The following is a 25803-nucleotide window of genomic DNA, read 5'->3' on the forward strand; positions in this document are numbered from 1 at the left end:
GGGCGGACGCCGGTCACGGGTACCAGGAACCTTCCAGGTACCCGTGTCACCGAGCGGCCGGCAGACGGCGGGGCCGGTTGGTCAGGGTGTCCGCTCCTGTCCGCTGCCGCTGGGTGCGTGGCTCAGGTCCACCACGCAGAAGATGTTGCCGTCCGGGTCGGCGAGCACGACGAAGTCGGGGTCCGGCGGGTACAGGTCCCAGTCGACGCTCTGCGCGCCGAGGCCGATCAGGCGCTTCACCTCCGCCTGCTGTTCCTCGGCCGTGTCCGTGAAGAGGTCCAGGTGGATACGGGGGCGCGGTTCGGCCGGGGATGCGCTCTGCATCAGGCCGAGGGCCCGGCCCGAGCCGTCCGGGTGCAGGAGTGTCCGCCATGTGTCGCTCGCCCACTCCTCGGCGACGACCAGGTTCAGCGCCTCGGTCCAGAAGGCCACTGCGCGGGGGATGTCCGTGACACCGATGACAGGGATTCCGAGTTTCAGCATGGGTCGAGCCTAGGATCTGACCCGTAAATGATCTCTGCACTTCCGTCCACGCGTAGTCCTGGCGCTGACCGGCCGGGAGCGAGATCACACCCGCCGTTCACCAGTCCGGACCACACCGACCCGGACTTCGGCGGCCCGGAAGCCCGGCCGGAAATGACACGCCCTTCGCCGGCCCTCCGGGCCAGATGCGCGTGGAGCCTGGTCACGGGGCGTCGAAAATGGTCACGGTGAGCGCCTGGTCCCACCGAGCGGCGGCCAGATCGTCATGGCGGATCATGAATTTCGTGTAGTACTCCGCGTGGGCCCGTCCTTCATTGGCGAGGGGTATCCACTCGCGCGCCAGCCGGAATGCGTCCTCGTCCAGATAGGGCAACCATTGCCCCTGCGCGAGGGTCTTCGCCGCGATGCTGCCGACCGTCCACTCGTCGTCGGCGTACCCGCCGATGGCGAGGTAGGCGCTGGACGACCAGAGGCCGTAGGCCAGGGACCGGAGTTCGTCCAGGTGCGGCAGTTCACGCTCCATGTACCGGGCCAACTGCTGCTGGAAGCGTGACATGTCGTCCCACTCGAGATCCTCCCAGAACTCGTGCCACTCCTCGTCCTCGTCCTCGCCCTCCTCGAGCCACAGGGGCAGACAGGCTTTGAGCTCGGCGCACACGTCGATCCGCTCGCCGACACACACGGAGCCGGGGGGTTCCGCGACCGCGGTTTCGGTGCCTTCCGGTACATACACGACTCGCGCGTACTGCCCCGGGTCGGCCCTCAATTCGCCGAAGTCCATCTCTTGGTGCACGAAGAAGAGCAGTGTCCCGTCCGCCGGCAGGTCGAAGCCGTCGACCCTCGGAAGCGCCCCGCAATCGACGGAAAGGAACAACGGCAGCGGAATGTCCCCGGCGGACGGCCACTTCATGCCCACCGGCAGCCGGGGCACCCCACCGATGTGCCCGACCGGAGAACCATCGCCACCCCCGGACAATCCGATCGCCAGACGAAGGTGCTGACTGAACCTGCTGATCTCGTCGTCCGTAATGCCCAACTCAAGCGCTGCCCGACGAAACTCTCCCCCATGATCCATGCCCGAGAAGATATTCCGTGTCCAACTCGTCTGTGCGATCGGGGCGTTTCCGGGCACGGGCTGTAGGTGGCGAATGTGCGTGGTCGCCCACCATGTCCTTTTTCGGGAGCGTGATCAGTCCTGCCTTCGAAGTGCCACGCGTCGCCGGGGAACGGATGGTGCAGCCCATGTCCGTCGACATGGGATCCCACCCGCTCGGCTGCGACCGTCAGGCGCCCGCCAGGGCGCGGGTCGCCTCCAGGCCGAGTCCCGAGCAGCCACGGTGACGAGAGCGATACTGCCGGACAGGTCGATCCCGCTCAGGACGTCGTCCGCGGTGCTCCGGGCGCCGAACACGGAGCGTCCGGGACGGACGGAGGCCGGGTGTACGGCGTCCGCCCCGCACCTGGGGTGCGGGGCGGGCGCGTACGGCGACTCAGTCGCAGTTCAGCGCCCACGAGTTGTTGGGGCGCCAGGTCTTCTCACCCGAGGACGCCCCCTTCCAGCTGAACGTCGCCACCACACCGAAACTCGACGTCGGCCACCTGCACGGGTCGACGGCGGTGGTGCCGGCCAGGTCCTCGGTGTCCTTCCAGCCGTCGTGATCCTGCGTGGTACGCAGCGTCACCCAGCCGTTGCCGCTGAAGCGCTGGAGCTTCACGTCGATGACCTTGACCTGGTAGCTGCCGCCACCCGCGACGTCGGTGATCTTCGCCCGCGCCCGGTAGGTGTCGGCCGTCTCGTCCCACCAGACGGCGGCGCAGCGCTTGACCTGGGTGCCGTAGCACTCCCAGGCGCTCTCCGCGGATGCGGACGACGGAGTGAGGACGATCGACGCTCCGAGCGACGCGGCGACCAACGCGCCTGTCGTACCGACCCGGCCCGCACGCTTGAACCTCATGAAAACCCCCTCATGATTCACCAGTGATTCCGGGGGACCGTATCCAGCAGGTGGAGGTAACTCCGGCGACGTGCGGAGCGGTTGCTCTGCTGTGACAAAGTCGGAATATGGCCCCCCGTGGCCCGGAATTCGAAGCGTGTTCTGGAACTGACGGATCACCACCATGCACTTCTGAAAGACTGGGGCGCGGCATCATCCGACGTGGGAATGCCCGAGGAGCAGGGGGCTCAGGGTGGAGCACTTCAGCGCGGAGTCGACGGAAAACACCGATGCATGGGGCACGGTGGGGCTGATCGTCCTCGTCGTCGTGGCTCTTCTCTTCCTCCTCGCCCTGGTCAAGGCGGTCCACGTAGTCCCGCAGGCCACCGCCGCCATCGTGGAGCGCTTCGGCCGCTACGCCCGCACGCTGGGTGCCGGGCTGCACATCGTCGTCCCGTTCCTCGACTCCGTACGCAATCGGATCGACCTCCGCGAACAGGTCATCTCCTTCCCGCCCCAGCCCGTGCTCACCCGGGAGAACCTGGTCATCAGCATCGATACGGTGATCTACTGCCAGGTGACCGACCCCCGCGCCGCCACCTACGAAGTCGCCGCCTACATCCAGGCGATCGAGCAGCTCACCGTCACCACGCTGCGCAAAGCCGTCGGCGGCATGGACCTGGAACGCACACTGGCCTCCCGCGAGGAGATCAACGCGGCCCTGCGCGGAGCCCTCGACGGAGCCACCGGCAAGTGGGGCATCGTCGTCAACCGTGTCGAGGTCAAGTCCATCGACCCGCCGGCCTCCATCCAGGAGGCGATGGAGATGGAGTTGCGCGCCGACCGGGACAAGCGCGCCACGATCCTCGCCGCCGAGGGCAGCAGGCAGTCCGCCATCCTCATCGCGGAGGGCGCCAGGAGGGCCGCGTTGACGGATGCGGAGACGCAGCGGGACGTGGCCGCGATCCTCGCCCCCGGGAACGCGCCGGCCCCCGCCGTTCCGGCCCCCGCCGCTCCGCCGGCTCCCGTCCTCGTGCCCCGGCAGCTCGGTCACGAGCCGCTGCGGAAGGACGATCCGCGCCGCATCGGCCGGTACCACCTGACGGCGAGGCTGGGCCAGGGAGGCATGGGGACGGTCTTCCTCGGCAGGTCACCCGGCGAGCGCATGGTCGCCGTCAAGGTCATCCACAACGAGTTCGCCGCCGACCCGACATTCCGGCAGCGGTTCGCCCGCGAGATCGAATCCGCACGCCGTGTCGGCGGATTCCACACCGCCGCCGTGGTGGACGCCGACGCGAACAGCGAACACCCGTGGCTGGTGACCGAGTACATTCCCGGCCCGTCGCTCCATGACGTACTCAAACAGCACGGCGCGATGCCCCCGAGGACCCTCCACACCCTTGCCCTCGGTATCGCCGAGGCACTGGAAGGGATTCACTCCTGTGGCATCATCCACCGCGACCTCAAACCCGGGAACATCATCATCTCCGGGACGGGCCCGCGTGTCATCGACTTCGGAATCGCACGCGCCTTCGACAGCACCGCGCTGACCCGCACCAACTTCATCGTCGGCACGCAGGGTTTCCTGGCACCGGAGCAGAAGGAGGGTGCGGCGAGCACCCCCGCCGGCGACATCTACGCCTACGGCATGGTGCTCTGCCACGCGGCCGGAGCGGTCCCCTTCCCGGAGGGCCAGACCCTCGAGTCGGCCCTCGAACTCCTGCCGTCGACCCTCGTCTCCGTCATCACCCGCTGCATCGCCCGCAATCCGGCTGAGCGCCCGACCAGCACGGACGTCCTCGAACAGCTCACCCGGATCCCCCAGCAGTCCGACGACTGGCTGCCGCCCCCCATCCGCACGATGATCGACCTCCACAACGCTCCCACCACCTGACTGGTCAGTTGGTCGGTGGGAGGTTGCGGACACGCGTGGGTCCGGTTTCGGGTGGTTTGGGTGTCCGTAACTTCCCAGCGACGCCTTGAAGTGGCCGATCGACGCACCGGCGCCCGGCTTTGCCCGGCCCGCGACCCTCGTCGCGTGCACGGGACAACTCAAGGAAGAGTCGACCCGCCGCGTCCCCGGGCCGCGCGGGCATGATGCCGATGAGCAGGCCGCTCATGACCGTGCCGACCACCGCGCCGCGTTCATGGTCGGCGGCCGGCGATGCGGCCATCGGCACCACGATCTGCGCCACGGCGGAGGTCACCCCGACCAGCGCGACCGAGGCGTACGGCGCACCAGCGAAAGGGCTGCCGCGGCGCCCAGGAGAGCGACGGCGCTCAGGGCGAGCAGCCCGCTCACCAGTCGGCGGCGCTCCAGTACGTCGCCCAGGGGGCCCGGCGGGCCACGGGCCACGCCCTGGGTCCACCGCCCTCAGAACGTGGGCCTGATCGAGCCAGCCACAGTGCCCGGCACTGCCCATGAGGCGCGTCACGTCACGTCCGGTGCCACCGAACGTGGCGCGGGTGCGCGCTCATCGCCCGGGCCACGCGGTGTTCGAGGCTCCCCTCCGGTGTCGAGGCCAAGCGGCAGAACGCCCGGGTGAGGCCGCGCAGACTGACGGCGAACAGCGGCGCGCCGCAGCCGTCGATGCCCGTCGCCGCGACCTGGGTGTCGCCACCATGGCGTACGCCCCTCATTTCGGCATCGCCCGCCAGGTGCCGGTCCGCCGGTCCGCCGGAGTGCCGGTCCGCCGGAGCGCCGGTCCGCCGGAGCGCCGAGGATGCGGTGCCGACCGCCGCGCAGGCGGAGGAGCCCGTCGTCGTACGCAGCTGAACGGCCGGGCGCTCGCGGCTACTTCTCCGTCGCCGGCGCCTGGTCGCGGGAGGGTTCGGGTGTCGGGGCGGTGGCCTTCGCGTGGTGGGTGCCGATGGCGGGGGCGAGGAAGACGGCCACGGCGACGAACGCGAGGACGACGATCATCGCGGACCGCAGCCCGTAGTGGTCGCCGAGGAAGCCGAGCCCGGGAGGCCCGACGAGGAACGCGATGTAGCCGATCATCGCGACCAGGCTGACCCGGGCCGCCGGGTCGGGGCCCGAGTCACCCGCCGCCGAGAGGGCGACGGGGAAGCCGAGCGAGGCGCCCAGGCCCCAGAAGAGGACGGCCGCGCCCGCCAGGACGGGTGAGTCGGCGAAGATGACGAGGGTGAGCCCGAGGGCGGCGGACAGTGCGCTGGCCCGGACGACGGGGGCGCGGCCGAAGCGGTCGATGAAGAAGCCGCCGCAGAAGCGGCCGAGGGTCATGGCGGCGGCGAAGCCCGCGTAGACGGCCGATCCCAGGGCCGGGTCGACGCCGTGGCCGTCGACCATGAGCAGGGGCAGCCAGTCGTTGGCGGCGCCCTCGGCCAGCGCCATCGCGAGGATGATGCCGCCGATCAGCAGCAGACGGCGGTCCTTCCAGACCTCGGGGCGGGCGAGCGTGGTGCCGTCCTCGGACGGCCGGGTCTTCCTCGTCCTGCCGACGTCGGCGGGGATCGAGCGGATGGCGTACGCGCACATCCCGGCCGTGACCAGGGCCATGGCGGTCAGGTGCCACTGCACCGGGAAACCGACGGCGGTGCACAGGATGCCGAGCGAGGCCCCCACGACGGTGCCGAGGCTGAAGAAGCCGTGCAGGGTGGGCAGTACGGTGCGGCGGGTGATCCGCTCGACCTCCGCGCCGTCGATGTTGACGGCCACCTCGCCGCCGCCCATCCCCGCCCCGAAGAGGAACAGACCGGCGGCGACGGTGGGGGCGGAGGAGAGCGGCGTACCGCAGCCGATGGCCACCGCGCCGGCGATGATCAGCACGGTTCCCACGCCCATGACGGGCCGGGTGCCGAAGCGTGCGACCAGCGCCCCGGAGGTGAGGATGCCGAGCATGGAGCCGACGGAGAGACCGAAGAGGACGAGCCCCATCTCCGCTGTCGACACCCCCAGTTGGTCCCTGATGTCGGGTGTCCGCGTCACCCAGGAGGAGATCGACAGGCCGGGTATGAGGAAGAAGAGGAACAGCGCCGCTCGGCGGCGGCGTGTGGCCAGGTCCATCAGTGACGCGCTCTTTCAGGAGTGCACGGCCGGGCGGACACCGCCCCCGGATGAGTATGTACAAACGTACACTCCACTGCGGAGGGCCTCTAGAGCCAGCCGTGCTCGCGGGCGATGCGGGCGGCGACGTGCCGGTTCTCCGCGCCGAGCTTCATCGCCGCGGCCGAGAGGTAGTTGCGGACGGTTCCGCTGGACAGCGAGGCGCGGGAGGCGATGTCCGCGACCGGGGCCCCGTCCTCGGCGTACGACAGGACTTCCGCCTCCCGGGGTGTCAGGGGTGACTCGCCGGCGGCGATGGCGTCGGCCGCGAGTTCCTGGTCGACGTAGCGGCCGCCGGTGTGGACGGTCCGGATGATCTGCGCCAGCTGCTGCGCGGAGACCGTCTTGGGTACGAAGCCGCGCACCCCCACGCTCAGCGCGCGTTTCAGGGCCCCTGCCCGGGCGTGGCTGGTGACGATCATCGCGGCGCATCCGGGCACGTCGGTGCGCAGCCGGCCGGCGACCGCCACGCCGTCGAGGCCGGGCATCTGGAGGTCGAGCACGGCGACGTCCGGGCGGTGCGCCGTCGCCATGGCCAGGGCCTCGTCGCCGGTTCCGGCCTCCGCGACGACGGCGATGTCGTCCTCCAGGGTGAGGAGGGAGGCGAGCGCGCCCCGGATGAGGTGCTCGTCGTCCGCCAACAGGACCCTGATCATTCGGCTTCCTCCCAGGGGATGCGCGCGGTGAGGCGGAATACTCCGCCGGAATGCTGTTCGAAGGCCAGCGTGCCGTTCAGTGCGCTCAGGCGCTCCTTCAGTCCGGCCAGGCCCGTGCCGGTGCCGGGTTCGGCTGCGGACACGCCGTCGTTCTCCATCACGAGCAGGGCCGTGGTCGGACCCGCCGTACGGAGTGACATGGTGCAGCGGGACGCGCCCGGCGCGTGGCGGAGCACGTTGGTCGTCGCCTCGCGCACCACCCAGCCGAGGCCCGACTGCACGTCGGCGGGCAGACGGTCGGCGGGTCCGTATTCGATGCGGCAGTCGATGGCCGCGGCCTCCAGGACGGAGCGTGCTCCGGCGAGTTCGGTGTGGAGGTCGGCGGTGCGGTAGCCGCGGACCACCGAGCGGATCTCCCGCTGGGACTCCCGCGCGATGTTCTGCACCTCCTCCATGTGGTCGACCGCCTCGGGCCGGCCGCGCCGCGCGAGCTGTGCGGCGAGTTCGCTCTTGAGCGCCACGACCGCGAGGTTGCGGCCGAGCACGTCGTGCAGGTCGCGGCCGAAGCGCAGGCGTTCCTCGGCGACGGCCAGGCGTGCCTGCGTCTCGCGGGCGGCCACCAGTTCCTCGACGAGCCGGACGCCCCAGCCGGAGGCCAGGGACGCGGCGGCCATGAACGGCACCATGACCGCGGTGGCGCCGATGAGCAGGACCAGGGTCTCGCCCGACAGCCCCGCCATCGCCGCCCCTGCCAGGGACGCGACCGACACGACCGCCACGAGGGCCGCCCCCGCGCGGGGTCCGAGCCCCAGCACGGGCGGTCCGGCGTAGAACATGAGGAGCCACAGCATGTAGGCCGTCAGGTCGTTGTCCTCGATGCGGCCGGACGACAGCAGCAGGCATCCCCAGGCCGCCATGGCCAGGGTCACGGCCGTGTACACCACCACGAGCCGGTGGGGCCGCGGGCCGAGGGCGAGGTAGTGGTAGAGGGCGGAGCGCCACAGCAGGAGCTGGACTCCTGCGTGCGTGACGCCCAGCACGAGCACGGTCGCCGGCACCAGCACGCCGAAGTCGCCCCGCACGACCCAGACCGTCCACAGCCCCACCTCGCAGACGGACATGAAGCCGACACTGCTCACCGCGTAGCGGCGGTAGCGGCTGGGGCCGTCCGGGCCGCCGAGCCTCTCCACCCAGTCCTCCACGCTCATGGTGCTCATGGTCCCCAACTTCCTCGTCCGTACGCCCGCGTGGTTTAGGGTGCGCCGTCAACCGCGCGGGCCCCAACGGAACCACTGCCGCACTCCGAGGGCCGCCACACCCGTCCAGGCCAGGGCGGCGAGCAGCAGGCGGAGCTGGTCCACGCCGCCGAGGCCGCCCGTCCAGCCGCCCTGGAGGAGGTCCATCACCGGGGAGAAGGGCAGCCAGGCACTGATGTCGCCGGCCACGCCCGGCAGCACCCCACGCGGTACGAACATCCCGGAGCCGACCATGCTCACCAGCCAGAACGGCAGGAAGGTGAGCTGCGCGCTCTCTGCCGTCCGGGTGACCGCGGCGGTCAGCGCGCTCGCGGCCACGAGCATCGCCACCCCCACCAGCAGGCCGAGGACCACCAGATGCGGCGCGGCGGGTGCGGGTGCGTCCAGGACCACCGTGAGGCCGACGATCAGCAGTACGCACTGCACCAGCGCCAGCATGAGGGCGGGGAGCGCTCCGCCCGCGAAGATCTCCCAGTCGCGCACCTCGCCCGTACGCAACCGCTTGAGCACGAGGCTCTCGCGGCGCGTGACGTACACACCGACCAGATTCGAGTAGACGGAGAAGATCAGCGCCAGCCCCAGTGAACCGGGCAGGAGGACGGTGGCGATCGACAGACCGGTGCCGCCCAGGTCCAGGCCCTTCACCATGCCGCGCATCGAGAAGGCGGTGACGGCCGGCACGAGGAGTGCGGTGACCAGGGCGGCCCTGCTGCGCAGCAGGAGGGTCAGCTCCGCGCGGCCGAGGGCGGCCAGCCGGGCGGCGGAACCGCTCCGCGCGGGCGCGGTCGTCCCCGGTCGTGTCACGCTCGCGGTCGTCGTCATCGTGTCCCCTCGTTCTCGGCGTTCTCGGCGTTCTCGGCGTTCTCGGCGTTCTCGGCGTTCTCGGCGTTCTCGGCGTTCTTGAAGTCGTCGAAGTCGTCGAAGTCGTCGAAGCCCTTGGCGATCTCCATGAAGGCCTCTTCCAGCGATGCGGAACGCGCGTCGAGCGCGTGCAGCGCGACGCCCGCGTGGTGGGCCCAGGTGAGCAGTTCGGTGGTCGTACGCTGGAGGTCCCGGGTCTCCAGCCGCACGGTCCCTCCCTCGTCGGAGTGCCGGGTCACGCCCATCGGCGCGAGCGGCGGCAGTTCGCCGAGGAAGCGGTCCTGGGGCAGCTGGAAGCTGATCCGGGAGGGGCGCTCGGCCACCACGTCGGCCACCCGCCCGGTGGTGGCGATCAGCCCCTGGTGCATGATCGCCAGCCGGTCGGCGAGCTGCTCGGCCTCCTCCAGGTAGTGCGTGGTGAGGAGCACGGTCGTGCCCTGGGCCTTGAGTTCGCGGATCAGCTCCCAGGTGTCCCGGCGCGACTGGGCGTCCAGGCCCGTCGTCGGCTCGTCGAGGAACAGCACCTCGGGCCGGCCGAGCAGGGCCAGGGCGAGGTCCAGGCGGCGGCGTTCGCCGCCGGAGAGCTGCTTGACCCTCACCGCGCGCCGGCCGGAGAGACCGGTCAGTTCGAGGGCCTCGTCGGCGGGGCGTGCGCCGGTCGTGCAGCCCGCCCACATCCGTACGGTCTCCAGGACCGTCAGTTCCGGCGGGAAGCCGCCCTCCTGGAGCATCACCCCGATGCGGTGGCGCACCGCCGTCCGCTCGCGGAACGGGTCATGGCCGAGCACCCGGACGGTCCCGCCGGTGGGGAGGTCCTGCCCCTCCAGGAGTTCGAGCGTGGAGGTCTTGCCCGCGCCGTTGGTCCCCAGCAGGGCGAAGAGCTCTCCGCGGGCGACCGTGAAGTCGATGCCGCGTACGGCCTCGAAGCCCCGGTAGCTCCGTTTCAGTCCGATGGTTTCGATGACTGCGTTCATGTCCTCCACACTCCCGGCGACACGGGGCGGACGGCAGTGCGGTGTGTCATCGGGTCCGTATGACGCCTGTCATGGGGACGCATGACAGGCGTCATACCGCTGGACACAGGAAATCCCCGTTCCACAATTGCGGAACGGGGATTTCCTCACGTATATTGAGTGGTTCTGTGTGCCCACAGAAAAGGCCCCTCAGCGGGGGCCACTAGAAACACCATATCCGGCAGGGAGCGATTTTGTCAACTCGCGGAAACGTCGAATTGCAGAAGGAGCAGGAATTCATCGACCGGCTCTACGACCGTGTCGACGAGCTGCGCGGGGTCACCGCTCAGCGCGTCGAGGAGGCGTTGACGCCGGTGGGGAACGGCCTGCAGGCCCGGCTCGAACGTGACGTGCTCGTCTCCGAGCGCTCCGGCCTGCTGGCCGCCCTGAATGCGGTGGACGGTTCGCTGTGCTTCGGCCGGATCGATCTCCGCGACGGCGCGGCGCACCATATCGGCCGTATCGGAATTCGTGAGGACGACACCGAGCACACGCCCCTTCTGATCGACTGGCGGGCACCGGTCGCCCGTCCCTTCTATCTCGCGACCGGGCATACGCCGATGGGGCTTCGCCGGCGCAGACACCTCACCACCGAGGGCCGCACGGTCACCGAGCTGCACGACGAGATCCTCGACCTGGGGGACGACGAGCGCAGCGGCTTCGAGGACCCGAGCGGTGACGCCGTGCTGCTCGCCGCGCTGAGCTCCGCCCGCACCGGCCGCATGGGCGACATCGTGCGGACCATCCAGGCGGAGCAGGACCGCGTCATCCGCGCCCCGCACCGTGGTGTCCTCGTCGTCGAGGGCGGTCCCGGGACCGGCAAGACGGCGGTCGCGCTGCACCGGGCCGCGTTCCTGCTGTACGAACACCGTGAGCTGCTGGCCAAGCGCGCGGTTCTGGTCGTGGGCCCCAACCCGGCCTTCCTGCGCTACATCGGCGAGGTCCTGCCCGCGCTCGGCGAGACCGGCGTCATGCTCGCCACCCAGGCCGAGCTCTTCCCAGGGGTCCACGCCCGCGCCACCGACAGCCCCCGCGCGGCAGCCGTCAAGGGCGGTGCGGGGATGGCCGAGGCCCTCGCCCTCGCCGTACGCGACCGGCAGGCGCTGCCCGAGCCGGGCGCGCCCGTCGTCATCCCGCACGACGACGGGGACCTGATCCTCGACTGGGAGATCGCCTACGAGGCACGGCAGTCGGCCCGCGAGACCAGACTGCCGCACAACCTCGCCCGCCCGTACTTCACGTTCCAGGTGATCGACGCGCTCACCAGGCAGCTCACCGAACGCATCGGCGCCGACCCGTACGGCGGCCCCAACTTCCTGGGCCCGGACGACGTCGCCCAGCTCGGCAAGAGCGTCGCCACGAGCGAGGAGGTGCACGCGGCGATCGGCGAGCTGTGGCCGCTGCTCACCCCCGAGGACTTCCTCGCCGACTATCTGACCGAGCCGGTGTACGTACCGGACGAGGACGCGCAGGCGATCCGGCGCGCTCCCGGCGACCGGGAGTGGACCCCGGCCGATGTGCCGCTCCTCGACGAGGCCGCCGAGCTGCTCGGGTCCGACGACAGCGCCGCGCGGGCCGCCGCCGAGGCGGAGCGCCAGGAGCGGGTCGCCTACGCGCAGGGTGTCCTGGAGCTGTCCCGGGGCTCGGAGACGTACGAGTTCGAGGACGAGGAGGATTCGGAGGTCCTCGCCGCCCACGACATCATCGACGCCGAGCGGATGGCGGAGCGGCACGAGGAGGCCGACCACCGCAGCGCCGCCGAGCGCGCGGCCGCCGACCGCACCTGGGCGTTCGGGCACATCATCGTCGACGAGGCGCAGGAGCTGTCGCCGATGGCGTGGAGGCTGCTGATGCGCCGGTCGCCGACCCGCTCGCTGACCCTGGTCGGTGACCCGGCGCAGACGTCCGAGGAGGCGGGCATCGGCTCGTGGGAGAGGATCCTGGAGCCGTACGTCGGCGACCGCTTCGAGCATGTGCGGCTGGGGGTCAACTACCGTACGCCCGCCGAGATCATGGAGCTGGCCGCCAGGGTGATACAGGCCGAGGACCCGACCTTCGAGCCGCCCGGATCGGTGCGGTCCACGGGCGAGACCCCGTGGACGCGGGACACCGGCGCCGACCTGGCGGGCGCGGTGGCGCGGGCCGTCGAGGAGCTGACGCCCGAGGAGGGCCGCCTCGCGGTGATCGCGCCGCGCGAGCTGCACGACGAGATCGCGGCCCCGCTCGGCGGGATCACCCCGGGCGCCGAACCCGACCTCACCCGTCCCGTGGTGCTCCTGGGCCCGCGCGAGGCGAAGGGGCTCGAATTCGACAACGTGCTGGTGGTGGAGCCCGGGAGGTTCGGGACGAGCGACCTGTACGTGGCACTGACCCGCGCCACGCAGCGGCTGGGCATCGTCCACCGGGAGGAGCTGCCCGCGTCGCTGCGGTGACGGGCGTCCCTGCCCGCCTCGGCGCTCGGAGCCCGGGACCCGGGATCCGAGCGCCGGGACGGGCCCGTTCACACTTTCGGGGCCCGGAATCGCGGCTTCCGCCCGGCGCCCGAGCTTCGGGATCCGGGCGTCGGGATTCGAGGGCCGGGATTCGAGCGCTGCCTTTAACCGGTAGGGAAAGAAGGGGGTTTGGGAAAACCTCCCCGACCTCCCCGACCCGTCACGGCCAGCAAGTATGACTAATTGTGACCGACTTGCGGCGGAGCGTGGCGACTGCTTACGGTGCGAGAACAAAGCGACCCCGGCACGGTGTTGGCACACCAGACCGGGGTCTGACCGCAAGATCGAAAGAAGCGATCCCGTGGCTACCGAGCACCTTAACTTCGCCCTGCGCGCCCCCGCAGCCTCGCGCCCGTACCCGATGGCCAAACCCGGTTACGGCAAGCGCACCATGCCCGACCAACTCCCGCGCACCGTCGAAGACTTCGCCCTGCTGCCCGCCCGCGAGCGGTACATCGCCGGGTTCATCGACCAGCTCCCCGACGGCGCCTCGATGGACGTCAAGAGCCTCGCCAAGCAGCTCCCGCTGTACGGCCAGCAGGCCGTCGGCTCGGCCCTGAAGGCTCTGGCGACCGCCGGATATCTGCGCCGCGTACGGTGCCTCGTCGGCGAGCAGGGGCAGGTCCGCTGGGTCTCGCGGACCTTCTGGTCGCGTACGGCCCGCGACAACGAGTGGTGGGCGGCCACCGAGGTCACCCCGGCGGCCACCGCCGCGCAGCCCTGCGTCCCTGCGGAGACCCCCGCACCGCCGGAGCCCGCCCCTGCCGCGCCCGTGGTGCCTGCGGCGCCCGTGGTGCCTGCCGCGCCCGTCGTGCCCGCGCAGCGTGTCGCGGCGTCCGCCGAGCCCTCCCCCGCCTATCTCGCGCTGGCGCGGCTGGGCCGCGTCGACTCCCGCCTGACGCTGTCCGCCGCCGACTGCGCGGTCCTGGAGGCCCTGGCCGCCGCGTGGTTCGACCGTGGCGTGGACGCCGACTACCTCACGCAGGCCCTCACCGCCGGGCTTCCGGAGCGGGTCGGCTCCCCGGTCGGCTTGGTGCGCCGCCGCCTCACCGACAAGCTCCCGGCGCACGTGCCCGCCGCCCCCGCGCCGCCCGCACCGGGTGTGCCCGTACACCGCGTGATGCTGGAGTGCACGAAGTGCGGCACCCCGGGCCGCCCGGAAGCCCTCCCCGACGGCCTCTGCCGCCCGTGCCGCCTGCCGGACGCGGACGCGGCGCCCGAGGTGCCCGTGGGACGGCCGAGCGAGGAGGACGTGCGGGCGTTCACCGCCGGGCTCAGGGACCTGCTCAAGTCGCCCTGACTCAGCCCACCAGCAGGTCCCGCTTCAGCTCACGGATGTCCTTGGCGTCGAGGCCGAGCGCCTTCTTCTCGTACGCGCGGAACGACCCGAACTCCTTCCCGACCTCGTCGAAGCCGGAGTTGAGGTACTCGGCGCGCACGTCCAGCAGGGGCTTGTACACCGCCGCCTGCTCGGCCGGCATCGAGGCGAGCGCCGCCGCGTTGGCCTCGGCGCGGTAGTCGTTGGAGGCCAGGTAGTCCTCCATGACCGTGGAGCGCGGGACGCCGAGCGCCGTGAGCAGGGCCGCGTTCGCCCAGCCCGTGCGGTCCTTGCCCGCCGTGCAGTGGAAGACGACGGCGCGCGAGTCCTCGTCCGCGATGCCGCCGAAGACGGTCCGGTACGCGGCCTTGGCGGTGTCACCGCCGACCATGAACTTCTCGCCCTCGACCATCATCGCGACGCCCTCTTCCGGGGTCGTCGGCATCTCGGTGAAGGCCGGTGACCCCGCCAGCACGTCGGCCACGACGTGCGTGGCACCCGCCGGGACGCGGTCGGGCGCGGCGGAGCGCTCGGACTCCGTGCGCAGGTCGTGGACCGTACGGATCGACAGCCGCCGCAGCTTCGCCAGATCGGCGGTGGTCAGCTTGTCCAGGGCGTCGGCGCGGTAGATCTCGCCCATCTTCACCCAGTGGCCGTCGGCGGTGCGGTAGCCGCCCGCGTCACGGAAGTTGACCGTTCCTTCGAGCGCGACGAGCCGGTCGGCGAGGCGCAGGGAGCCGCCGCGCTCGGGCACCAGGTCGAACCACTGGCGGTCGGCGGCGGGCAGCCCCCGCACGGTGACCTTGCCGGCCGCACCGCCGGAGGCCACCGTGCGCCCGTTCGCCTTGACGGCGACGCGGCCTGTGCCGGGCGCCTTCCACTCCACCGTGTACGAGCCGTCGTCCGACGTCGTCACCTCGGCCTGCGTGAACGGGATGCGTGCGTGCGATCCCTGCGCGGGACCGGCAGGGGCGCCGTGCGCCGAGACCGCGGGAGCGGTGATCCCTACGAGGAGCGCGGCGGCCAGGGCGCAGGAGGAGGCCTTTACACGAGTCATGTGCGTCATGGGCTGATGATCGGAGGGCCCGACGTGTGCTGCCGTAAGGGCTGGTGAACGCAGCCGGAAGGCGAACCGAACACCGCGCTCCGCCGCGCGGCGGGTGTGGTGCGGAAGCACGCGTCCCTGCTAACGGCCCGTCAGGCCGTGGAACGCCGTGAGGACCAGCACGATGCCGCTCGCCCAGAGCGTGACCGCCCCGGCCAGGGCACCCCTCGCGGCGGGAAGACCGGTGGGGCGGTCCCGCAGCGTGGCGACCGTCCAGCCGCACACGGCCCCCGCCACCGGGAGACCGGTGATCAGCAGGGCGCTCCGCCGCAGGGCCCGCTTCGTCTCGTGGTTGGCCTGCCAGTCGGTGGCGCTCTTGTGCTGGAGCGCGTCGGTGGCGCCGTACCAGAGCATGATCACGAGGGGGAGCAGCAGAACGGCCGTGACGACGAGGTCGGTGACAACCTTGCGCCGCGTGTGCCGCGCGGTGTTCGTGCCGGCGTCGGTCATCCGGACAGGATGCGCGGAGCGGCCGCACGGCACCACCCGTACGCGTACTCATGCGGTGGCGGACCGAGCGAGCGGTCCGCCGCCCGAGCAAGACCTCTACCGGGCGCCGCCCAGTCTCTCCTGGATCCACGCGACGCCGTGACGCACGACCTCCTCGGCCTCGAAGAGGTGGCTGTCGGCGGCTCCGACCCTGCCCCTGCGGCCGATCCCGGCGGCCAGCATGTCCTGGGCGATCGTCTCGAACGGGTCCTGGCCCTCGGGCGAGACGGTGGAGTAGTCGAAGGCGCCCTTCGACGAGTCGATGTCCCGGAAGCGGCGCCAGACCCGCCGCCCGTCGCTGTCCAGGACCGGCTGCTCGTACTCCACGAACCGCTTGCCCGGTGCCTCGGCGAGCGCCTCTGCGTGGTGCAGGAGAGTGAGGGTCTCCAGCGGCGCGCCCAGCATCAGCACCCGCCCGCCCAGGGCGACCAGCCGGGCCAGAGGACTGCCGGGCCCGTGCGGGTCGTCCCACGGGTGGTCGGCCATCAGCTCGACGGCGGCCGCACCGAGCGCGGCACAGCTCACGTCGGGGTGCCGGCTGCGGACGGCCCCGGGCCACCGGCGCAGCGCCTCGGGGAGGCGGCCGTTGTCATGGTCCGCCTCGCTCAACTCAGGTTCGTACGCCGGATGTTCTGCGTGTACGGCGTCCCGCCAGGCCTGCGGCCAGGCGGCGAAGTCGTACGGCAGGGCGTCGTTCCAGCCGCAGGTCACCATCAAGGTCCCCCGCTCCCCCACGACGTCCCGCAGGGCGCCGATGAGGGCCTGGGAGCCGCCGGACACGTAACCGATGGCGGACAGCCGCGTATGGAACATGACGGTGTCGCCCTCGGCGAGACCCAGCGCGGTCAGATCGCGGACGAGCCTGCCACGGGTGACTGGGCCGTCGGCACGCGCGAGCAGGGCGTCCAGGGGTGGTTCGGGTGCGGTCACTTGTTCACTCGGTCCGTCTTCGTGAAGTGAGCGGTACGGGAGAGCACTTGGGCTGCGCCCAGAAGGTACCAGTGGTCCACGTGCCCGCCTGCGGGGCGCGGACGGCGCGGTGCGGGCCCGCTTCCGTGGCGTAACACGGTCCCCGGCGACCGTTCCGTTCCGGCTCCGTGCCGATCCCGACCGCTTGGCGCATCCCGGGAACCGCGTCGCGCGGTTCGGCCGTCCTCACGCCCGAACTGCCGCGCGGGTCACAACGGGTGCCGTGCGGAACACGCCACGTATCCAAGGAGCAGCATGACCGCCCACGGCAGTACGAGCCCCCGTAACAGCCGCCCCGGTTCCCCGTCGACGCGCGGCACTCGCAGGGTTCTCCGGGACTGCGCGAAAGGCGTCCTGATCGTCACGGTCGCGCTCGGTGCCGCCACCGCCTGCGGGCCGCTGTCGGACAGCGGCAGCGGGTCGTCGAAGGGCAGCAGCCAGAAGTCCAGGGACTGGAAGGTCGGTGACTGCGCGGGCCCGGACACGAGCCAGTCGAAGGACGGTTTCCAGGGCCTCGACTGCGACGACCCGAAGGCGACGATCAAGGCGCTCGCGGTGAAGGACGGCGAGATCTTCGCCGGGGCCGTCGAGTGCCCGGCCGGGACCGACGAGATCATCTCGGTGAAGGTGTCCTTCGGCGGGGACGCCGCCACCAGCGGCATCCCCAGCAAGACCATCTGCGGCCGCAACCTCTCCGGCGACCACCCCGGGGACGCGGGCGCGGGCGGCGGGCAGCTCGTGGTGGGCGACTGCGTGAGCGACGAGGCGAAGGAAGTGCCCTGCGCGAGCGGCGGGAACAAGGTCCTCGCCCTGACCAAGACCGCCGAGGAGTGCCCGGCTAACGCCGACAACCCGATCGAGCTCTTCCCGAGCCCGGGACGCCCGTACGACGCGATCTGCACCAGCAAGGCCTGACGGCGCGTCGACGGCAGGCCCGCCCCGCCCGGCCGGGCGGGCCGCCCGTGTCTGCGCACGGCCCGGAGGCCGAAGTGTGCGCGATGTCTTGACGTGCTCCTGCCGAGGTGGCTTTATGGGAGCGCTCCCACGCCATCCGATGTTCACGTTCCGGCACCCACCTTGGAGTCGCAGTGAGATCAGCAACGAATACGGCACGGAAGAGCCCCTTAACCGTCCTGCTGAAGGGCCTGGCCGCGCTTCTCGGCGTCGTCCTGCTGGGCGCGCTCGGCCCGGCCGCGGCGCAGGCCGCGCCCGCGCGGGCGGAGGCCGCGGCCACCGGCCTGCACATCAGCGACGGCCGTCTGCTGGAAGGCAACGGCAACGACTTCGTCATGCGCGGCGTCAACCACGCGCACACCTGGTACCCGGGCGAGACGCAGTCGCTGGCCGACATCAAGTCCTTCGGCGCGAACACCGTCCGCGTCGTCCTCTCCGACGGTCACCGCTGGACGAGGAACGGCCCCGACGAGGTCGCGGGCATCGTCGAGGACTGCAAGGCCAACCGGCTGATCTGCGTCCTGGAGGTGCACGACACCACCGGTTACGGCGAGGACGCCGCGGCGGGCACCCTGGACCACGCGGCCGACTACTGGATCAGCCTCAAGAACGTCCTCGCGGGCCAGGAGGACTACGTCATCATCAACATCGGCAACGAGCCCTGGGGCAACACCGACCCCGCCGGCTGGACCGCGCCCACGACCGCCGCCGTCCAGAAGCTGCGCGGCGCGGGATTCGCCCACACGATCATGGTGGACGCGCCCAACTGGGGCCAGGACTGGCAGGGCGTCATGCGCGCCAACGCCCAGGCCGTGTACGACGCCGACGCCACCGGCAACCTGATCTTCTCGATCCACATGTACAGCGTCTACAACACGGCCCAGGCTGTCACCGACTACCTGAACGCCTTCGTCGACGCCGGACTGCCGCTTCTCATCGGTGAGTTCGGCGGCCCCGCCGATCAGTACGGGGACCCGGACGAGGACACCATGATGGCCACCGCCGAGCAGCTCGGCCTCGGTTACCTGGCCTGGTCCTGGAGCGGCAACACCGACCCGATCCTCGACCTGGCCATCGACTTCGACCCGAGCCGGCTGAGCTCCTGGGGCGAGCGCATCTTCCACGGTGCGAACGGCATCTCCCAGACCTCCCAGGAGGCCACCGTCTTCGGCGACGGCGGCGACCCGGACGACACGCAGGCCCCGACCGCCCCCGGCACCCCGGCCGCCTCCGCCGTGACGGCCACGTCGGCCACCCTGACCTGGGCGGCGGCGTCCGACAACGTTGCCACCACGGGCTACGACGTCGTCCGCGTCAGCGGCGGCACCGAGACCCCGGCCGCCTCCTCGACGACCAACAGCGTCACCGTGACCGGCCTCACCGCCGGTACGGCGTACCAGTTCGCCGTCTACGCCCGCGACGCGGCGGGCAACCGCTCGGCCCGCTCCGCCACGGTGGGCGTCACCACCGACGGGAGCGGGCCCACGCCGGGCGTGGGCTGCTCCGTGGGCTACCGGGTGATCGGCGACTGGCCCGGCGGGTTCCAGGGCGAGATCACCATCCGGAACACCGGCACCAGCGCCGTCAACGGCTGGAACCTCGGCTTCACCTTCGCCGACGGCCAGACCGTCTCCAACATGTGGGGCGGGACACCCACGCAGAATGGTGCGGCGGTCAGCGTGGCCCCCGCCGGCTACACGGCCTCGATCGCCGCGAACGGCTCGGTCACGGTCGGCTTCACCGCGACCAGGAGCGGCACCAACACCGCCCCGGCCGCCTTCACGCTCAGCGGCACCGCCTGCACGACGGCCTGACCCGGCCGTCCCGGCCGGCAGGGGCCCCCAACCCCCTGCCGGCCGGCTCCCTTCCCAGCGAACCGGGCTTCCGCCATGATCACGAAATGCAGACCGACAGCAGGGTGGAACAGCTGGTCCAGGCGGCGGAGGACGGCGACGTGGCCCTGGTGACCCGGCTCCTCGACGCCGGCGTACCGGTCGATGCCCGCGGGGCGGAGAGGCGTACGGCCCTGGACCTCGCGGTGCGCCACGGCCGCGGTGAGGTGGCCCGCCTCCTGGTGGCCGCAGGGGCCGACCCGGAGCAACCGGCCGGTGAGTGGGGGGAGCTGAACGTCCTGACCCTGGCGGCGGCCTTCAGCAGGACGGACATCGCGCGCGTCCTGCTCGACGCCGGCGCGCACCCGGACACCCGGTGCCGGATCGGCTTTCCGCTCCTGATGGCCTCCTCGTCCGCCGTACCCGGCCCGTGCCGGGAGATCGTGGATCTGCTGCTGGACCGTGGGGCCGACATCGGCCTGCGGCTGAGGGACCTCACCAGCCTGGAGTGGGCCGTGTGGTTCGGCCTCGCGGACATGGTGCGTCACCTGCTCCACCGGGGCGCGGAGCCCTCCGCCACGGCCATGAAGCTCGCGCACGAGCGGATCCGGCGCTTTCCGGAGACCCGGCGGGACTGCGAGCGCGTCATCGAGGCGCTGCGCGCGGCCGGCGCCCCTGAGAGGATGGGCCCGTGATCCGCGACCTGTACAACGTGCACACCGTGGGGCCCGTGCCCGGCCCCACCCCGCTGACGCCCGACGAGGAACGGCGGGCCAGGGCCACCCTGTTCACCGAGCTGGGCAACGCGGTCGCCGATCGCGGCTGGACGCGCTTCCCCGCGTACAGCCCCGAGGAGCGCCGGCGGCTCGTCGCCGTCGGCCGCATGCTGAGCGAGCACTGGGGCGTCCCCGTCACCGTCGAGGCGGAGGACGCGTGCGCCATGCGCCTCTCCCTGGCGGGCCACGCCCTGAGCGCCTGAGGGCGGAGCCGCCGGGCCATCATGACCCCATGACCTCTCACGCAACACCCGTGCAGGCACTGCTCGTTGTCGACGTACAGCGGGCGTTCGTCCGTGGCGACGGGGCCCTGCCCGAGGCCGCGCGCCTCGTGGACCGGACGGCGGACCTGATCGCGCGGGCACGTGCGGCCGGGGCGCTCGTCGTCCACGTCCAGAACGACGGAGCGGCCGGTGCGGACGACGAGCCCCACACCGCCGGCTGGGAGCTCCACCATCCCGTCGAGGCGGGGCCCACGGAAGCGGTGATCCGCAAGACCCACGACGACGCGTTCCAGGAGACCCCGCTGGAAGCCCTGTTGACCGCGTCCGGGGTGCGGTCGCTCGCCGTCTGCGGCCTGATGTCCGAGATGTGCGTGCAGGCGACGGCACGTACGGCCGTGAGGCTCGGCTACCGGGTGGCCCTGCCCCACGACGCCCACGCGACGCACGACATCCCGGCGGAGCCCGGGATCAGCGCGGCCGTTCCGGCCGCCACGGTCTCGCGGGTCGCGGCCTGGCCCCTCAGCAGGGAGGCCGACGTCACCATCCGTGCGGCGGACGTGGCGTTCGCGGCGGCGCCTTCGCACGCCGGCTCCTGAACTCCCCTTCCGGGCGGACTCCGTCCCCACCCGGTGTTCCGGCAGGCGGCGGTCACCCGTCGCCGTCGATCCGGCTGACCACGCGTCGCAGCTCACGGGCCCCGCGGGGCGACAGCGCCCCCATCACGGTGTCGAGGAGCTCCCGCGCCGCGAACGGATCGCCGCAGCAGTCCCCGTGGGTGTTGCCCAGCTCGTGGTCGCGCCACAGCACGCGCGGCGACTGCCGCCTGTGCCGCTTCCACGTACGCACGGCCTCGACGACCGCACCGGGCGCGAGGTAGTTGCGGCTCAGCTCCAGGCGGGTGATCTCGGCGAGCGTGCGTGAGGAGAGCCCGTCGATGACGGTGCTCGTGCCGTCGGACCGGCGACGGTACGCCCGGCCCGTGCGGAGGTGTCCTGACCGGCTACGCGGCATGGACCTTTCGGTTCGTCTTCATGGCGCTCAGGGTGCCATGCGCACGCGCGTTCGTCCCGGTCGTTTTCGGCGCCCCAACTCCTCTGCGAACGGCACCGATTACTTCTCCGTGGTGCGGCAGTCTTCAGGGCGGTGGATCCGGAACGGAACGAGGAGCGAGAGCCGTGCGCATCGTCATCAACGAGTTCATGAGTCTGGACGGCGTCGTGCAGGCGCCCGGCGGACCCGAGGAGGACACCGACGGCGGCTTCACACAGGGCGGCTGGACCCATCCGTACTTCGACGAGGTGGTGGGCGGCGCCTTCGACGCCGCGCTGAAGGACGCCGACGCGCTGCTCTTCGGACGCCGTACGTGGCAGAACATGGCCGGGGCGTGGCCGGAGCGGGCGGGCGACCCCTTCGCCGACCGGATGAACTCCATCCCGAAGCACGTCGTCTCCAGCACCCTCGGGGACGACAAGCTGACGTGGACCAACACCACCCGCATCCCCGGCGACTCGGCCGTCGCCCGCATCCGGGAGCTGCGCGCGGCCGAGGGCCGCGACCTGCTGGTCATGGGGAGCCCCACGCTCGCCCGGACCCTGCTGCACGAGGGCCTCGCCGACGAGCTGCGGCTCCTGATCATGCCGGTGATCGTCGGCGGCGGTAAGACGATCTTCCCCGCCGACGGTGCGCTGCGCCCGCTAGAACTGGTGTCGACGGTGATCAGTGGCACGGGCGTGCACGTGTGCACCTACCGGGCCGCCGACCCGGCGTAGAGAGTGTCCGCGGGCCCGGCGGCGTCCCCGCTGAGAAGCTGCTGTCATGGCCTCTCTGCCCCGGATCGCCCCCATGCTCGCCACCCCCGGCCCCCTGCCGTCGGCCGCCGTCGACGAGCAGTGGGCGTACGAGGTGAAGCAGGACGGCCAGCGCGCCATGGTCTATCTGCCGGGGGACGGATCGGTCGAGCTGCTGGCCAGGTCGGGGGCCGTCATCACCCCCGCGTATCCGGACCTGGCCGCGCTCGGGCCCGCGCTCGGCGGCGTACCGGCGGTGCTGGACGGCGAGATCGTCGCGCTGGACGACCAGGGGCGCAGCGATTTCGAGCGGCTCCAGTCGCGGATGGGGCTGTCCGGGTCCCCCGCGAAGGCCGCCCGCATGGCGCAGCGGGTGCCGGCGCACCTGGTGCTGTTCGACGCCGTGTTCCTGCGGGACCGGAGCCTCGTGCCGTCGCCCTACGCCGAGCGCCGGGCGGCGCTGGAGGAGCTCGCGCTGAACGGACCGCGCTGGTCGACGCCCTCGGTGGTCGTGGGGCACGGCGAGGAGGCCCTCACCATGACCCGGGAGGCCGGTCTCGAGGGCGTGATCGCGAAGCGGCTGACCTCGGTGTACGAGCCGGGGGTCCGCGCCCGTACGTGGATCAAGATCCGCCACGCCCGCACGCTGGACGTGATCGTCGGAGGCTGGGTGCCCGGGCGGGGCCGGCTGGGCGGCCTGCCGGGCGCGCTGCTGGTCGGCGAGCGGCACCCGGGCGGTCTGCGCTACGCGGGCAGCGTCGGGACAGGGTGGAGCGACGCCGAGCGGACCAGGCTCGCCGAACTGCTGCGTGTCGCCGCGGTCGACACCTGCCCCTTCGACGAGACGCCGCCGGTGGCCGGGGCGCGCTGGGTGCTGCCGCGGCTGGTCGGCGAGGTGCGGTACTCGACGCGGACGAAGGCGGGGAAGCTGCGCCAGCCCTCCTGGCACCGGCTCCGCCCGGACCTGGCGCCTGACGACCTCGGTGACGGGGCCGGCCGTCGCCCGATGCCGCCCGGGTGACGGGCCCGGGCCGTCGCCCGATGTGCCGCCTGGGTGGCGGGGCCGGCCCTCGCCCGATGCCGCCTGGTTGACAGGCCCGGGCCGTCGCCCGATGTGCCGCCCGGGCGAGTGTCAGGACGCGGTGCGCTTCTTCGCCGCCGTCTTCCTCGCGGGCTGCTTCTTGGCCGCCGTCTTCTTGGAGGCCGTCTTCTTCGCCGCCGGGGCGGCCTTCTTCCGGGCGCGGGACTTGCCGGGCGTCATCTCGTGCACGGTCGCGTCCTCGCCCCGCGTCTCCTTGGCCGCCTTCACCGAGGCGTTCAGCGCGGCCATCAGGTCCATGACCTTCCCCGGCTCCTCCTCCTCTTCCCCTGCCGCCGCCGGGGGCGCCTTGCCCTCGGACTTGGCGGCGAGCAACTCCTCCAGGGCCTCCCGGTAGCGGTCGCGGAAGCCGGAGATGTCGTCCAGGGCCATGCTGTCGGTGAGCTGCACGGCACGTTCGATCTCGTCCTCGTCCAGCTCCGTCTCCCGGGGGGCGAGGGACTCGGGGTCGCGGATCTCGTCCGGCCAGCGCATCGACTGCAGCACGATCGCGTCCTCCCGCACCCGCAGCAGGCCGAGCCGCTCACGGTTGTGCCAGGCGAACTTCGCCACCGCGACCTTGTCGCTGCGCTCCAGCGCCTTCCGCAGCAGGGCGTACGGCTTCGCCGCGACCTGGCCGTCGACCGCGAGGTAGTAGCTGTCGCTGATCCGTACGGGGTCGATGCTGTCGGCCTCGACGAACGCGACGATCTCGATGGCCTTCGCCGTCGGCAGCGGCATCCGGTCGAGTTCCTCGTCGGTGACCGGCACGGTCCGGTCCTTGGCGACCTCGTACCCCTTGCCGATCTCGTCCTGCGAGAGGACCTTGCCGTCGATCTCGCACACCTTGCGGGTGCGGATCCGGCCCATGTCCTCCTGGTGGTACTGGTGGAAGGAGATCGAGTGGTTCTCCGTGGCGGAGACCACCTTGATCGGGATCGTGACCAGCCCGAAGCTGATCGCTCCTGTCCACAGGGGCCGCGGCATCCAGTACCTCCATACCCCCCTGACGGCTTGGCCGGGAGGCGGACCGGAGCGCCTGGAAGGGAGAAACCGACCCGAGAGAGGGCCGAGGCGCGGCCGGGCCACCGCCCGTAGTCACGATCCTCGCGCCCCCGCCCCCGGACCGCATGTGGATCACCGGGGAGCCGGACGGTCAGCCGCGCGGCAGGTCCATCTCGCCGACCACCTGGTCCTCGCTCATCTCGCCGGTCCTGCGGAAGCCGAGCCGGAGATAGAACCCCTCGGGACCGTGCTCCCCCTGCCCCCAGGTCACCGTCACGCGCTTCTGTCCGCGCCGGAGGATCTCCTCGCAGACGGCGTCCACGGCGAAGCGCCCGTACCCCTTGCCCTGCTCGTCCGCGGCGACGGCCAGCCGCCAGAGGCCGGAGCGGAGGCGGTTCCCGGGGTCCGCGGGACCCCCGAGCCCGAACCGTACGTCGAAGAAGGCCATCACGAAGCCGACGAGCCGGTCACCGTCGTGCACCAGCCGGGGCCAGGCCGTGTCCGGATCGGCGTACGCCTCGGCCAGCGACCGCACGACCGGGGAGACGAACCGTTCCTGCTCGGGTGCGACCTTCAGCCGGCACGCGTCGAGGACGTTGTCCGGGGTCACCTTTTCCAGGCGGAGCCGCGCAGTCATACGCGCACCGTACGGGCGGCCCCGGCGCCGGGCCATCGAATTCCCGCCCGGCCCGGCGCGGGGGTCACCAGGCGGCGGGGCCTTCCGCGTCGAAGAAGCCGCCGGTCGGGCCGTCGGCACCGACGAGAGCCATACGGACGATGATGTCCGCGCCCTCCTCCACCGTGTTGGTCCCCGAGTGGCCGTTGAGGTCGGTGGCGGTGTAGCCGGGGTCGACGGCGTTGAACCTGATCCCCGGGAAGGCCTTCGCGTACTGCGAAGTCACCATGACCAGCGCTGTCTTGGACGAGTTGTAGTCGAGCGCCGCCACGGTGTACTCGACACGGGTCGGGTCGTTCGTCGCCGCCAGTGAGCCGAGGCCACTGGAGACGTTCACGACGACCGGGTCCTTCCCGGCCTCCAGCAGCGGCAGGAAGGCCCTGGTCACGCGCACGGCACCGAACACATTGGTCTCGAACGTGCTCCGCATGTCCGCCCCGGTCACCTCGCCCACCGGCTTGCGGACGCCGACGATCCCGGCGTTGTTGACCAGGACGTCCAGCCGTCCCGCGTCCTTCGTCACGAAGGCGGCGGCGGCCTCGACGCAGTCCTCGTCCGTGATGTCGAGCTGGACGAAGCGCGCGCCGAGCCGCGCCGCGGCCTCCTCGCCGAGCCGGGCGTCGCGGGCCCCGGCGTAGACGGTGTGCCCGGCCTCGATGAGGCGGCGGGCGGTCTCGTAGCCGAGACCCTTGTTCGCTCCGGTGATGAGGGTGGTGGTCATGGTGGCGCTCCTGTGTTCGGCTCTCGGTGGGGTTCTCGGTGGGGTGATGCCTCCACCCTGCTCGGGCCACCGGCGGACAGGGAGTGCCCGCCTCAGCGGGTGGACTGC

At 71.8% G+C, this 25803-nt stretch carries 26 protein-coding genes and 3 pseudogenes; 11 read left to right on the top strand and 18 right to left on the bottom strand.

The window, feature by feature from the left end:
- Positions 1 to 81: 81 nt before the first annotated feature.
- From ACIP63_RS06330 to ACIP63_RS06345, 4 genes and pseudogenes are all read right to left on the bottom strand, one after another.
- Positions 82 to 483: a VOC family protein gene (locus tag ACIP63_RS06330; RefSeq protein ID WP_401511934.1), complete on the bottom strand. Its 402-nt coding sequence runs from the start codon at positions 481 to 483 to the stop codon at positions 82 to 84.
- A gap of 202 nt (positions 484 to 685) precedes the next feature.
- Positions 686 to 1558: a DUF1963 domain-containing protein gene (locus tag ACIP63_RS06335; RefSeq protein WP_401511936.1), complete on the bottom strand. Its 873-nt coding sequence runs from the start codon at positions 1556 to 1558 to the stop codon at positions 686 to 688.
- Between the two features lie 211 nt (positions 1559 to 1769).
- Positions 1770 to 1894, bottom strand: a pseudogene (locus ACIP63_RS06340) (oxidoreductase); the annotation flags it as partial.
- 79 nt (positions 1895 to 1973) lie between these two features.
- Positions 1974 to 2438, bottom strand: coding sequence for a hypothetical protein (locus ACIP63_RS06345; RefSeq protein WP_401511938.1), 465 nt, complete (start codon positions 2436 to 2438; stop codon positions 1974 to 1976).
- 283 nt (positions 2439 to 2721) lie between these two features.
- On the opposite strand from ACIP63_RS06345, the pseudogene ACIP63_RS06350 reads away from it, so the two are divergent.
- Positions 2722 to 3408: pseudogene (locus ACIP63_RS06350) on the top strand (SPFH domain-containing protein); the annotation flags it as partial.
- A gap of 114 nt (positions 3409 to 3522) precedes the next feature.
- Positions 3523 to 4311: pseudogene (locus tag ACIP63_RS06355) on the top strand (serine/threonine-protein kinase); the annotation flags it as partial.
- A 309-nt stretch (positions 4312 to 4620) separates the two neighbouring features.
- Here the strand turns inward: ACIP63_RS06355 and ACIP63_RS06360 are convergent.
- The 7 genes from ACIP63_RS06360 to ACIP63_RS06390 form a co-directional block, all read right to left on the bottom strand.
- Positions 4621 to 4773 (bottom strand): hypothetical protein, encoded by a 153-nt coding sequence (locus ACIP63_RS06360; RefSeq protein WP_401511939.1) that lies wholly within the window; start codon positions 4771 to 4773, stop codon positions 4621 to 4623.
- 80 nt (positions 4774 to 4853) lie between these two features.
- Positions 4854 to 5057, bottom strand: coding sequence for an asparaginase (locus ACIP63_RS06365; protein WP_401511941.1), 204 nt, complete (start codon positions 5055 to 5057; stop codon positions 4854 to 4856).
- Between the two features lie 154 nt (positions 5058 to 5211).
- Positions 5212 to 6444 carry an MFS transporter gene (locus tag ACIP63_RS06370; protein WP_401511943.1) on the bottom strand — a complete coding sequence of 411 codons (1233 nt, stop codon included), beginning with the start codon at positions 6442 to 6444 and terminating at the stop codon, positions 5212 to 5214.
- Positions 6445 to 6533: 89 nt separating this feature from the next.
- Positions 6534 to 7139, bottom strand: a complete 606-nt coding sequence (locus tag ACIP63_RS06375) for a DNA-binding response regulator (RefSeq protein ID WP_401511944.1) — start codon at positions 7137 to 7139, stop codon at positions 6534 to 6536.
- Entirely contained in the window at positions 7136 to 8356 is a 1221-nt protein-coding gene (locus ACIP63_RS06380; RefSeq protein ID WP_401511945.1) for a sensor histidine kinase, read from the bottom strand. The genes ACIP63_RS06375 and ACIP63_RS06380 overlap by 4 nt, the downstream gene beginning before the upstream one ends.
- A 48-nt stretch (positions 8357 to 8404) precedes the next feature.
- On the bottom strand, positions 8405 to 9217 hold the full coding sequence (locus ACIP63_RS06385) for an ABC transporter permease (protein ID WP_401511947.1): 813 nt from the start codon (positions 9215 to 9217) through the stop codon (positions 8405 to 8407).
- A complete protein-coding gene (locus ACIP63_RS06390; RefSeq protein ID WP_401511948.1) occupies positions 9214 to 10230 on the bottom strand; it encodes an ABC transporter ATP-binding protein in 1017 nt (338 codons plus the stop codon). The genes ACIP63_RS06385 and ACIP63_RS06390 overlap by 4 nt, the downstream gene beginning before the upstream one ends.
- Before the next feature lie 257 nt (positions 10231 to 10487).
- Here ACIP63_RS06390 and ACIP63_RS06395 point away from each other — a divergent pair, with 257 nt between their 5' ends.
- Both ACIP63_RS06395 and ACIP63_RS06400 read left to right on the top strand, forming a co-directional pair.
- Positions 10488 to 12701 carry a HelD family protein gene (locus ACIP63_RS06395; RefSeq protein WP_401512286.1) on the top strand — a complete coding sequence of 738 codons (2214 nt, stop codon included), beginning with the start codon at positions 10488 to 10490 and terminating at the stop codon, positions 12699 to 12701.
- A 361-nt stretch (positions 12702 to 13062) separates the two neighbouring features.
- Positions 13063 to 14061, top strand: a complete 999-nt coding sequence (locus ACIP63_RS06400; RefSeq protein WP_401511950.1) for a MarR family transcriptional regulator — start codon at positions 13063 to 13065, stop codon at positions 14059 to 14061.
- Position 14062: 1 nt separating this feature from the next.
- Here the strand turns inward: ACIP63_RS06400 and ACIP63_RS06405 are convergent, their stop codons facing one another.
- The 3 genes from ACIP63_RS06405 to aac(3) form a co-directional block, all read right to left on the bottom strand.
- Entirely contained in the window at positions 14063 to 15145 is a 1083-nt protein-coding gene (locus ACIP63_RS06405; RefSeq protein ID WP_401511952.1) for a tyrosine-protein phosphatase, read from the bottom strand.
- A 120-nt stretch (positions 15146 to 15265) separates the two neighbouring features.
- The gene (locus ACIP63_RS06410) at positions 15266 to 15634 is read right to left on the bottom strand and encodes a hypothetical protein (protein WP_401511954.1); all 369 of its coding nucleotides are present in this window, start codon (positions 15632 to 15634) and stop codon (positions 15266 to 15268) included.
- Positions 15635 to 15730: 96 nt separating this feature from the next.
- The gene (aac(3), locus tag ACIP63_RS06415) at positions 15731 to 16582 is read right to left on the bottom strand and encodes an aminoglycoside 3-N-acetyltransferase (RefSeq protein ID WP_401512287.1); all 852 of its coding nucleotides are present in this window, start codon (positions 16580 to 16582) and stop codon (positions 15731 to 15733) included.
- A gap of 315 nt (positions 16583 to 16897) precedes the next feature.
- Here aac(3) and ACIP63_RS06420 point away from each other — a divergent pair, with 315 nt between their 5' ends.
- From ACIP63_RS06420 to ACIP63_RS06440, 5 genes are all read left to right on the top strand, one after another.
- Entirely contained in the window at positions 16898 to 17557 is a 660-nt protein-coding gene (locus ACIP63_RS06420) for a hypothetical protein (RefSeq protein ID WP_401511956.1), read from the top strand.
- A 173-nt stretch (positions 17558 to 17730) separates the two neighbouring features.
- Positions 17731 to 19410 (top strand): cellulase family glycosylhydrolase, encoded by a 1680-nt coding sequence (locus ACIP63_RS06425; RefSeq protein WP_401511957.1) that lies wholly within the window; start codon positions 17731 to 17733, stop codon positions 19408 to 19410.
- 86 nt (positions 19411 to 19496) lie between these two features.
- A complete protein-coding gene (locus ACIP63_RS06430; protein WP_401511959.1) occupies positions 19497 to 20123 on the top strand; it encodes an ankyrin repeat domain-containing protein in 627 nt (208 codons plus the stop codon).
- Positions 20120 to 20407 (top strand): hypothetical protein, encoded by a 288-nt coding sequence (locus ACIP63_RS06435; RefSeq protein ID WP_401511961.1) that lies wholly within the window; start codon positions 20120 to 20122, stop codon positions 20405 to 20407. Before ACIP63_RS06430 ends, ACIP63_RS06435 begins: the two co-directional genes overlap by 4 nt.
- A 29-nt stretch (positions 20408 to 20436) precedes the next feature.
- A complete protein-coding gene (locus ACIP63_RS06440; RefSeq protein WP_401511962.1) occupies positions 20437 to 21024 on the top strand; it encodes a cysteine hydrolase family protein in 588 nt (195 codons plus the stop codon).
- A gap of 52 nt (positions 21025 to 21076) precedes the next feature.
- On the opposite strand, the gene ACIP63_RS06445 is transcribed toward ACIP63_RS06440, so the two are convergent.
- Positions 21077 to 21439 carry a hypothetical protein gene (locus tag ACIP63_RS06445; protein ID WP_401511964.1) on the bottom strand — a complete coding sequence of 121 codons (363 nt, stop codon included), beginning with the start codon at positions 21437 to 21439 and terminating at the stop codon, positions 21077 to 21079.
- Between the two features lie 164 nt (positions 21440 to 21603).
- On the opposite strand from ACIP63_RS06445, the gene ACIP63_RS06450 reads away from it, so the two are divergent.
- Positions 21604 to 22197: a dihydrofolate reductase family protein gene (locus ACIP63_RS06450; protein WP_401511966.1), complete on the top strand. Its 594-nt coding sequence runs from the start codon at positions 21604 to 21606 to the stop codon at positions 22195 to 22197.
- A gap of 46 nt (positions 22198 to 22243) precedes the next feature.
- Entirely contained in the window at positions 22244 to 23236 is a 993-nt protein-coding gene (locus ACIP63_RS06455; RefSeq protein ID WP_401511967.1) for an ATP-dependent DNA ligase, read from the top strand.
- A gap of 111 nt (positions 23237 to 23347) precedes the next feature.
- Here ACIP63_RS06455 and ACIP63_RS06460 read toward each other — a convergent pair whose 3' ends face one another.
- From ACIP63_RS06460 to ACIP63_RS06470, 3 genes are all read right to left on the bottom strand, one after another.
- Entirely contained in the window at positions 23348 to 24280 is a 933-nt protein-coding gene (locus ACIP63_RS06460) for a Ku protein (RefSeq protein ID WP_401511969.1), read from the bottom strand.
- Positions 24281 to 24449: 169 nt separating this feature from the next.
- Positions 24450 to 24935 (bottom strand): GNAT family N-acetyltransferase, encoded by a 486-nt coding sequence (locus tag ACIP63_RS06465; protein ID WP_401511971.1) that lies wholly within the window; start codon positions 24933 to 24935, stop codon positions 24450 to 24452.
- A gap of 64 nt (positions 24936 to 24999) precedes the next feature.
- Entirely contained in the window at positions 25000 to 25695 is a 696-nt protein-coding gene (locus ACIP63_RS06470; protein ID WP_401511973.1) for an SDR family NAD(P)-dependent oxidoreductase, read from the bottom strand.
- Positions 25696 to 25803: the final 108 nt, after the last annotated feature.

The sequence above is a fragment of the Streptomyces sp. NPDC088746 genome, assembly GCF_044751065.1.
Lineage (GTDB): Bacteria > Actinomycetota > Actinomycetes > Streptomycetales > Streptomycetaceae > Streptomyces.

Coding starts and splice junctions, on each gene's coding strand:
- ACIP63_RS06330 (WP_401511934.1), bottom strand. CDS start 483: ATGCTGAAACTCGGAATCCCTGTCATCGGTGTCACGGACATCCCCCGC.
- ACIP63_RS06335 (WP_401511936.1), bottom strand. CDS start 1,558: ATGGATCATGGGGGAGAGTTTCGTCGGGCAGCGCTTGAGTTGGGCATT.
- ACIP63_RS06345 (WP_401511938.1), bottom strand. CDS start 2,438: ATGAGGTTCAAGCGTGCGGGCCGGGTCGGTACGACAGGCGCGTTGGTC.
- ACIP63_RS06365 (WP_401511941.1), bottom strand. CDS start 5,057: ATGAGGGGCGTACGCCATGGTGGCGACACCCAGGTCGCGGCGACGGGC.
- ACIP63_RS06370 (WP_401511943.1), bottom strand. CDS start 6,444: ATGGACCTGGCCACACGCCGCCGCCGAGCGGCGCTGTTCCTCTTCTTC.
- ACIP63_RS06375 (WP_401511944.1), bottom strand. CDS start 7,139: ATGATCAGGGTCCTGTTGGCGGACGACGAGCACCTCATCCGGGGCGCG.
- ACIP63_RS06380 (WP_401511945.1), bottom strand. CDS start 8,356: ATGAGCACCATGAGCGTGGAGGACTGGGTGGAGAGGCTCGGCGGCCCG.
- ACIP63_RS06385 (WP_401511947.1), bottom strand. CDS start 9,217: ATGACGACGACCGCGAGCGTGACACGACCGGGGACGACCGCGCCCGCG.
- ACIP63_RS06390 (WP_401511948.1), bottom strand. CDS start 10,230: ATGAACGCAGTCATCGAAACCATCGGACTGAAACGGAGCTACCGGGGC.
- ACIP63_RS06405 (WP_401511952.1), bottom strand. CDS start 15,145: ATGACGCACATGACTCGTGTAAAGGCCTCCTCCTGCGCCCTGGCCGCC.
- ACIP63_RS06410 (WP_401511954.1), bottom strand. CDS start 15,634: ATGACCGACGCCGGCACGAACACCGCGCGGCACACGCGGCGCAAGGTT.
- ACIP63_RS06420 (WP_401511956.1), top strand. CDS start 16,898: ATGACCGCCCACGGCAGTACGAGCCCCCGTAACAGCCGCCCCGGTTCC.
- ACIP63_RS06430 (WP_401511959.1), top strand. CDS start 19,497: ATGCAGACCGACAGCAGGGTGGAACAGCTGGTCCAGGCGGCGGAGGAC.
- ACIP63_RS06440 (WP_401511962.1), top strand. CDS start 20,437: ATGACCTCTCACGCAACACCCGTGCAGGCACTGCTCGTTGTCGACGTA.
- ACIP63_RS06445 (WP_401511964.1), bottom strand. CDS start 21,439: ATGCCGCGTAGCCGGTCAGGACACCTCCGCACGGGCCGGGCGTACCGT.
- ACIP63_RS06455 (WP_401511967.1), top strand. CDS start 22,244: ATGGCCTCTCTGCCCCGGATCGCCCCCATGCTCGCCACCCCCGGCCCC.
- ACIP63_RS06460 (WP_401511969.1), bottom strand. CDS start 24,280: ATGCCGCGGCCCCTGTGGACAGGAGCGATCAGCTTCGGGCTGGTCACG.
- ACIP63_RS06465 (WP_401511971.1), bottom strand. CDS start 24,935: ATGACTGCGCGGCTCCGCCTGGAAAAGGTGACCCCGGACAACGTCCTC.
- ACIP63_RS06470 (WP_401511973.1), bottom strand. CDS start 25,695: ATGACCACCACCCTCATCACCGGAGCGAACAAGGGTCTCGGCTACGAG.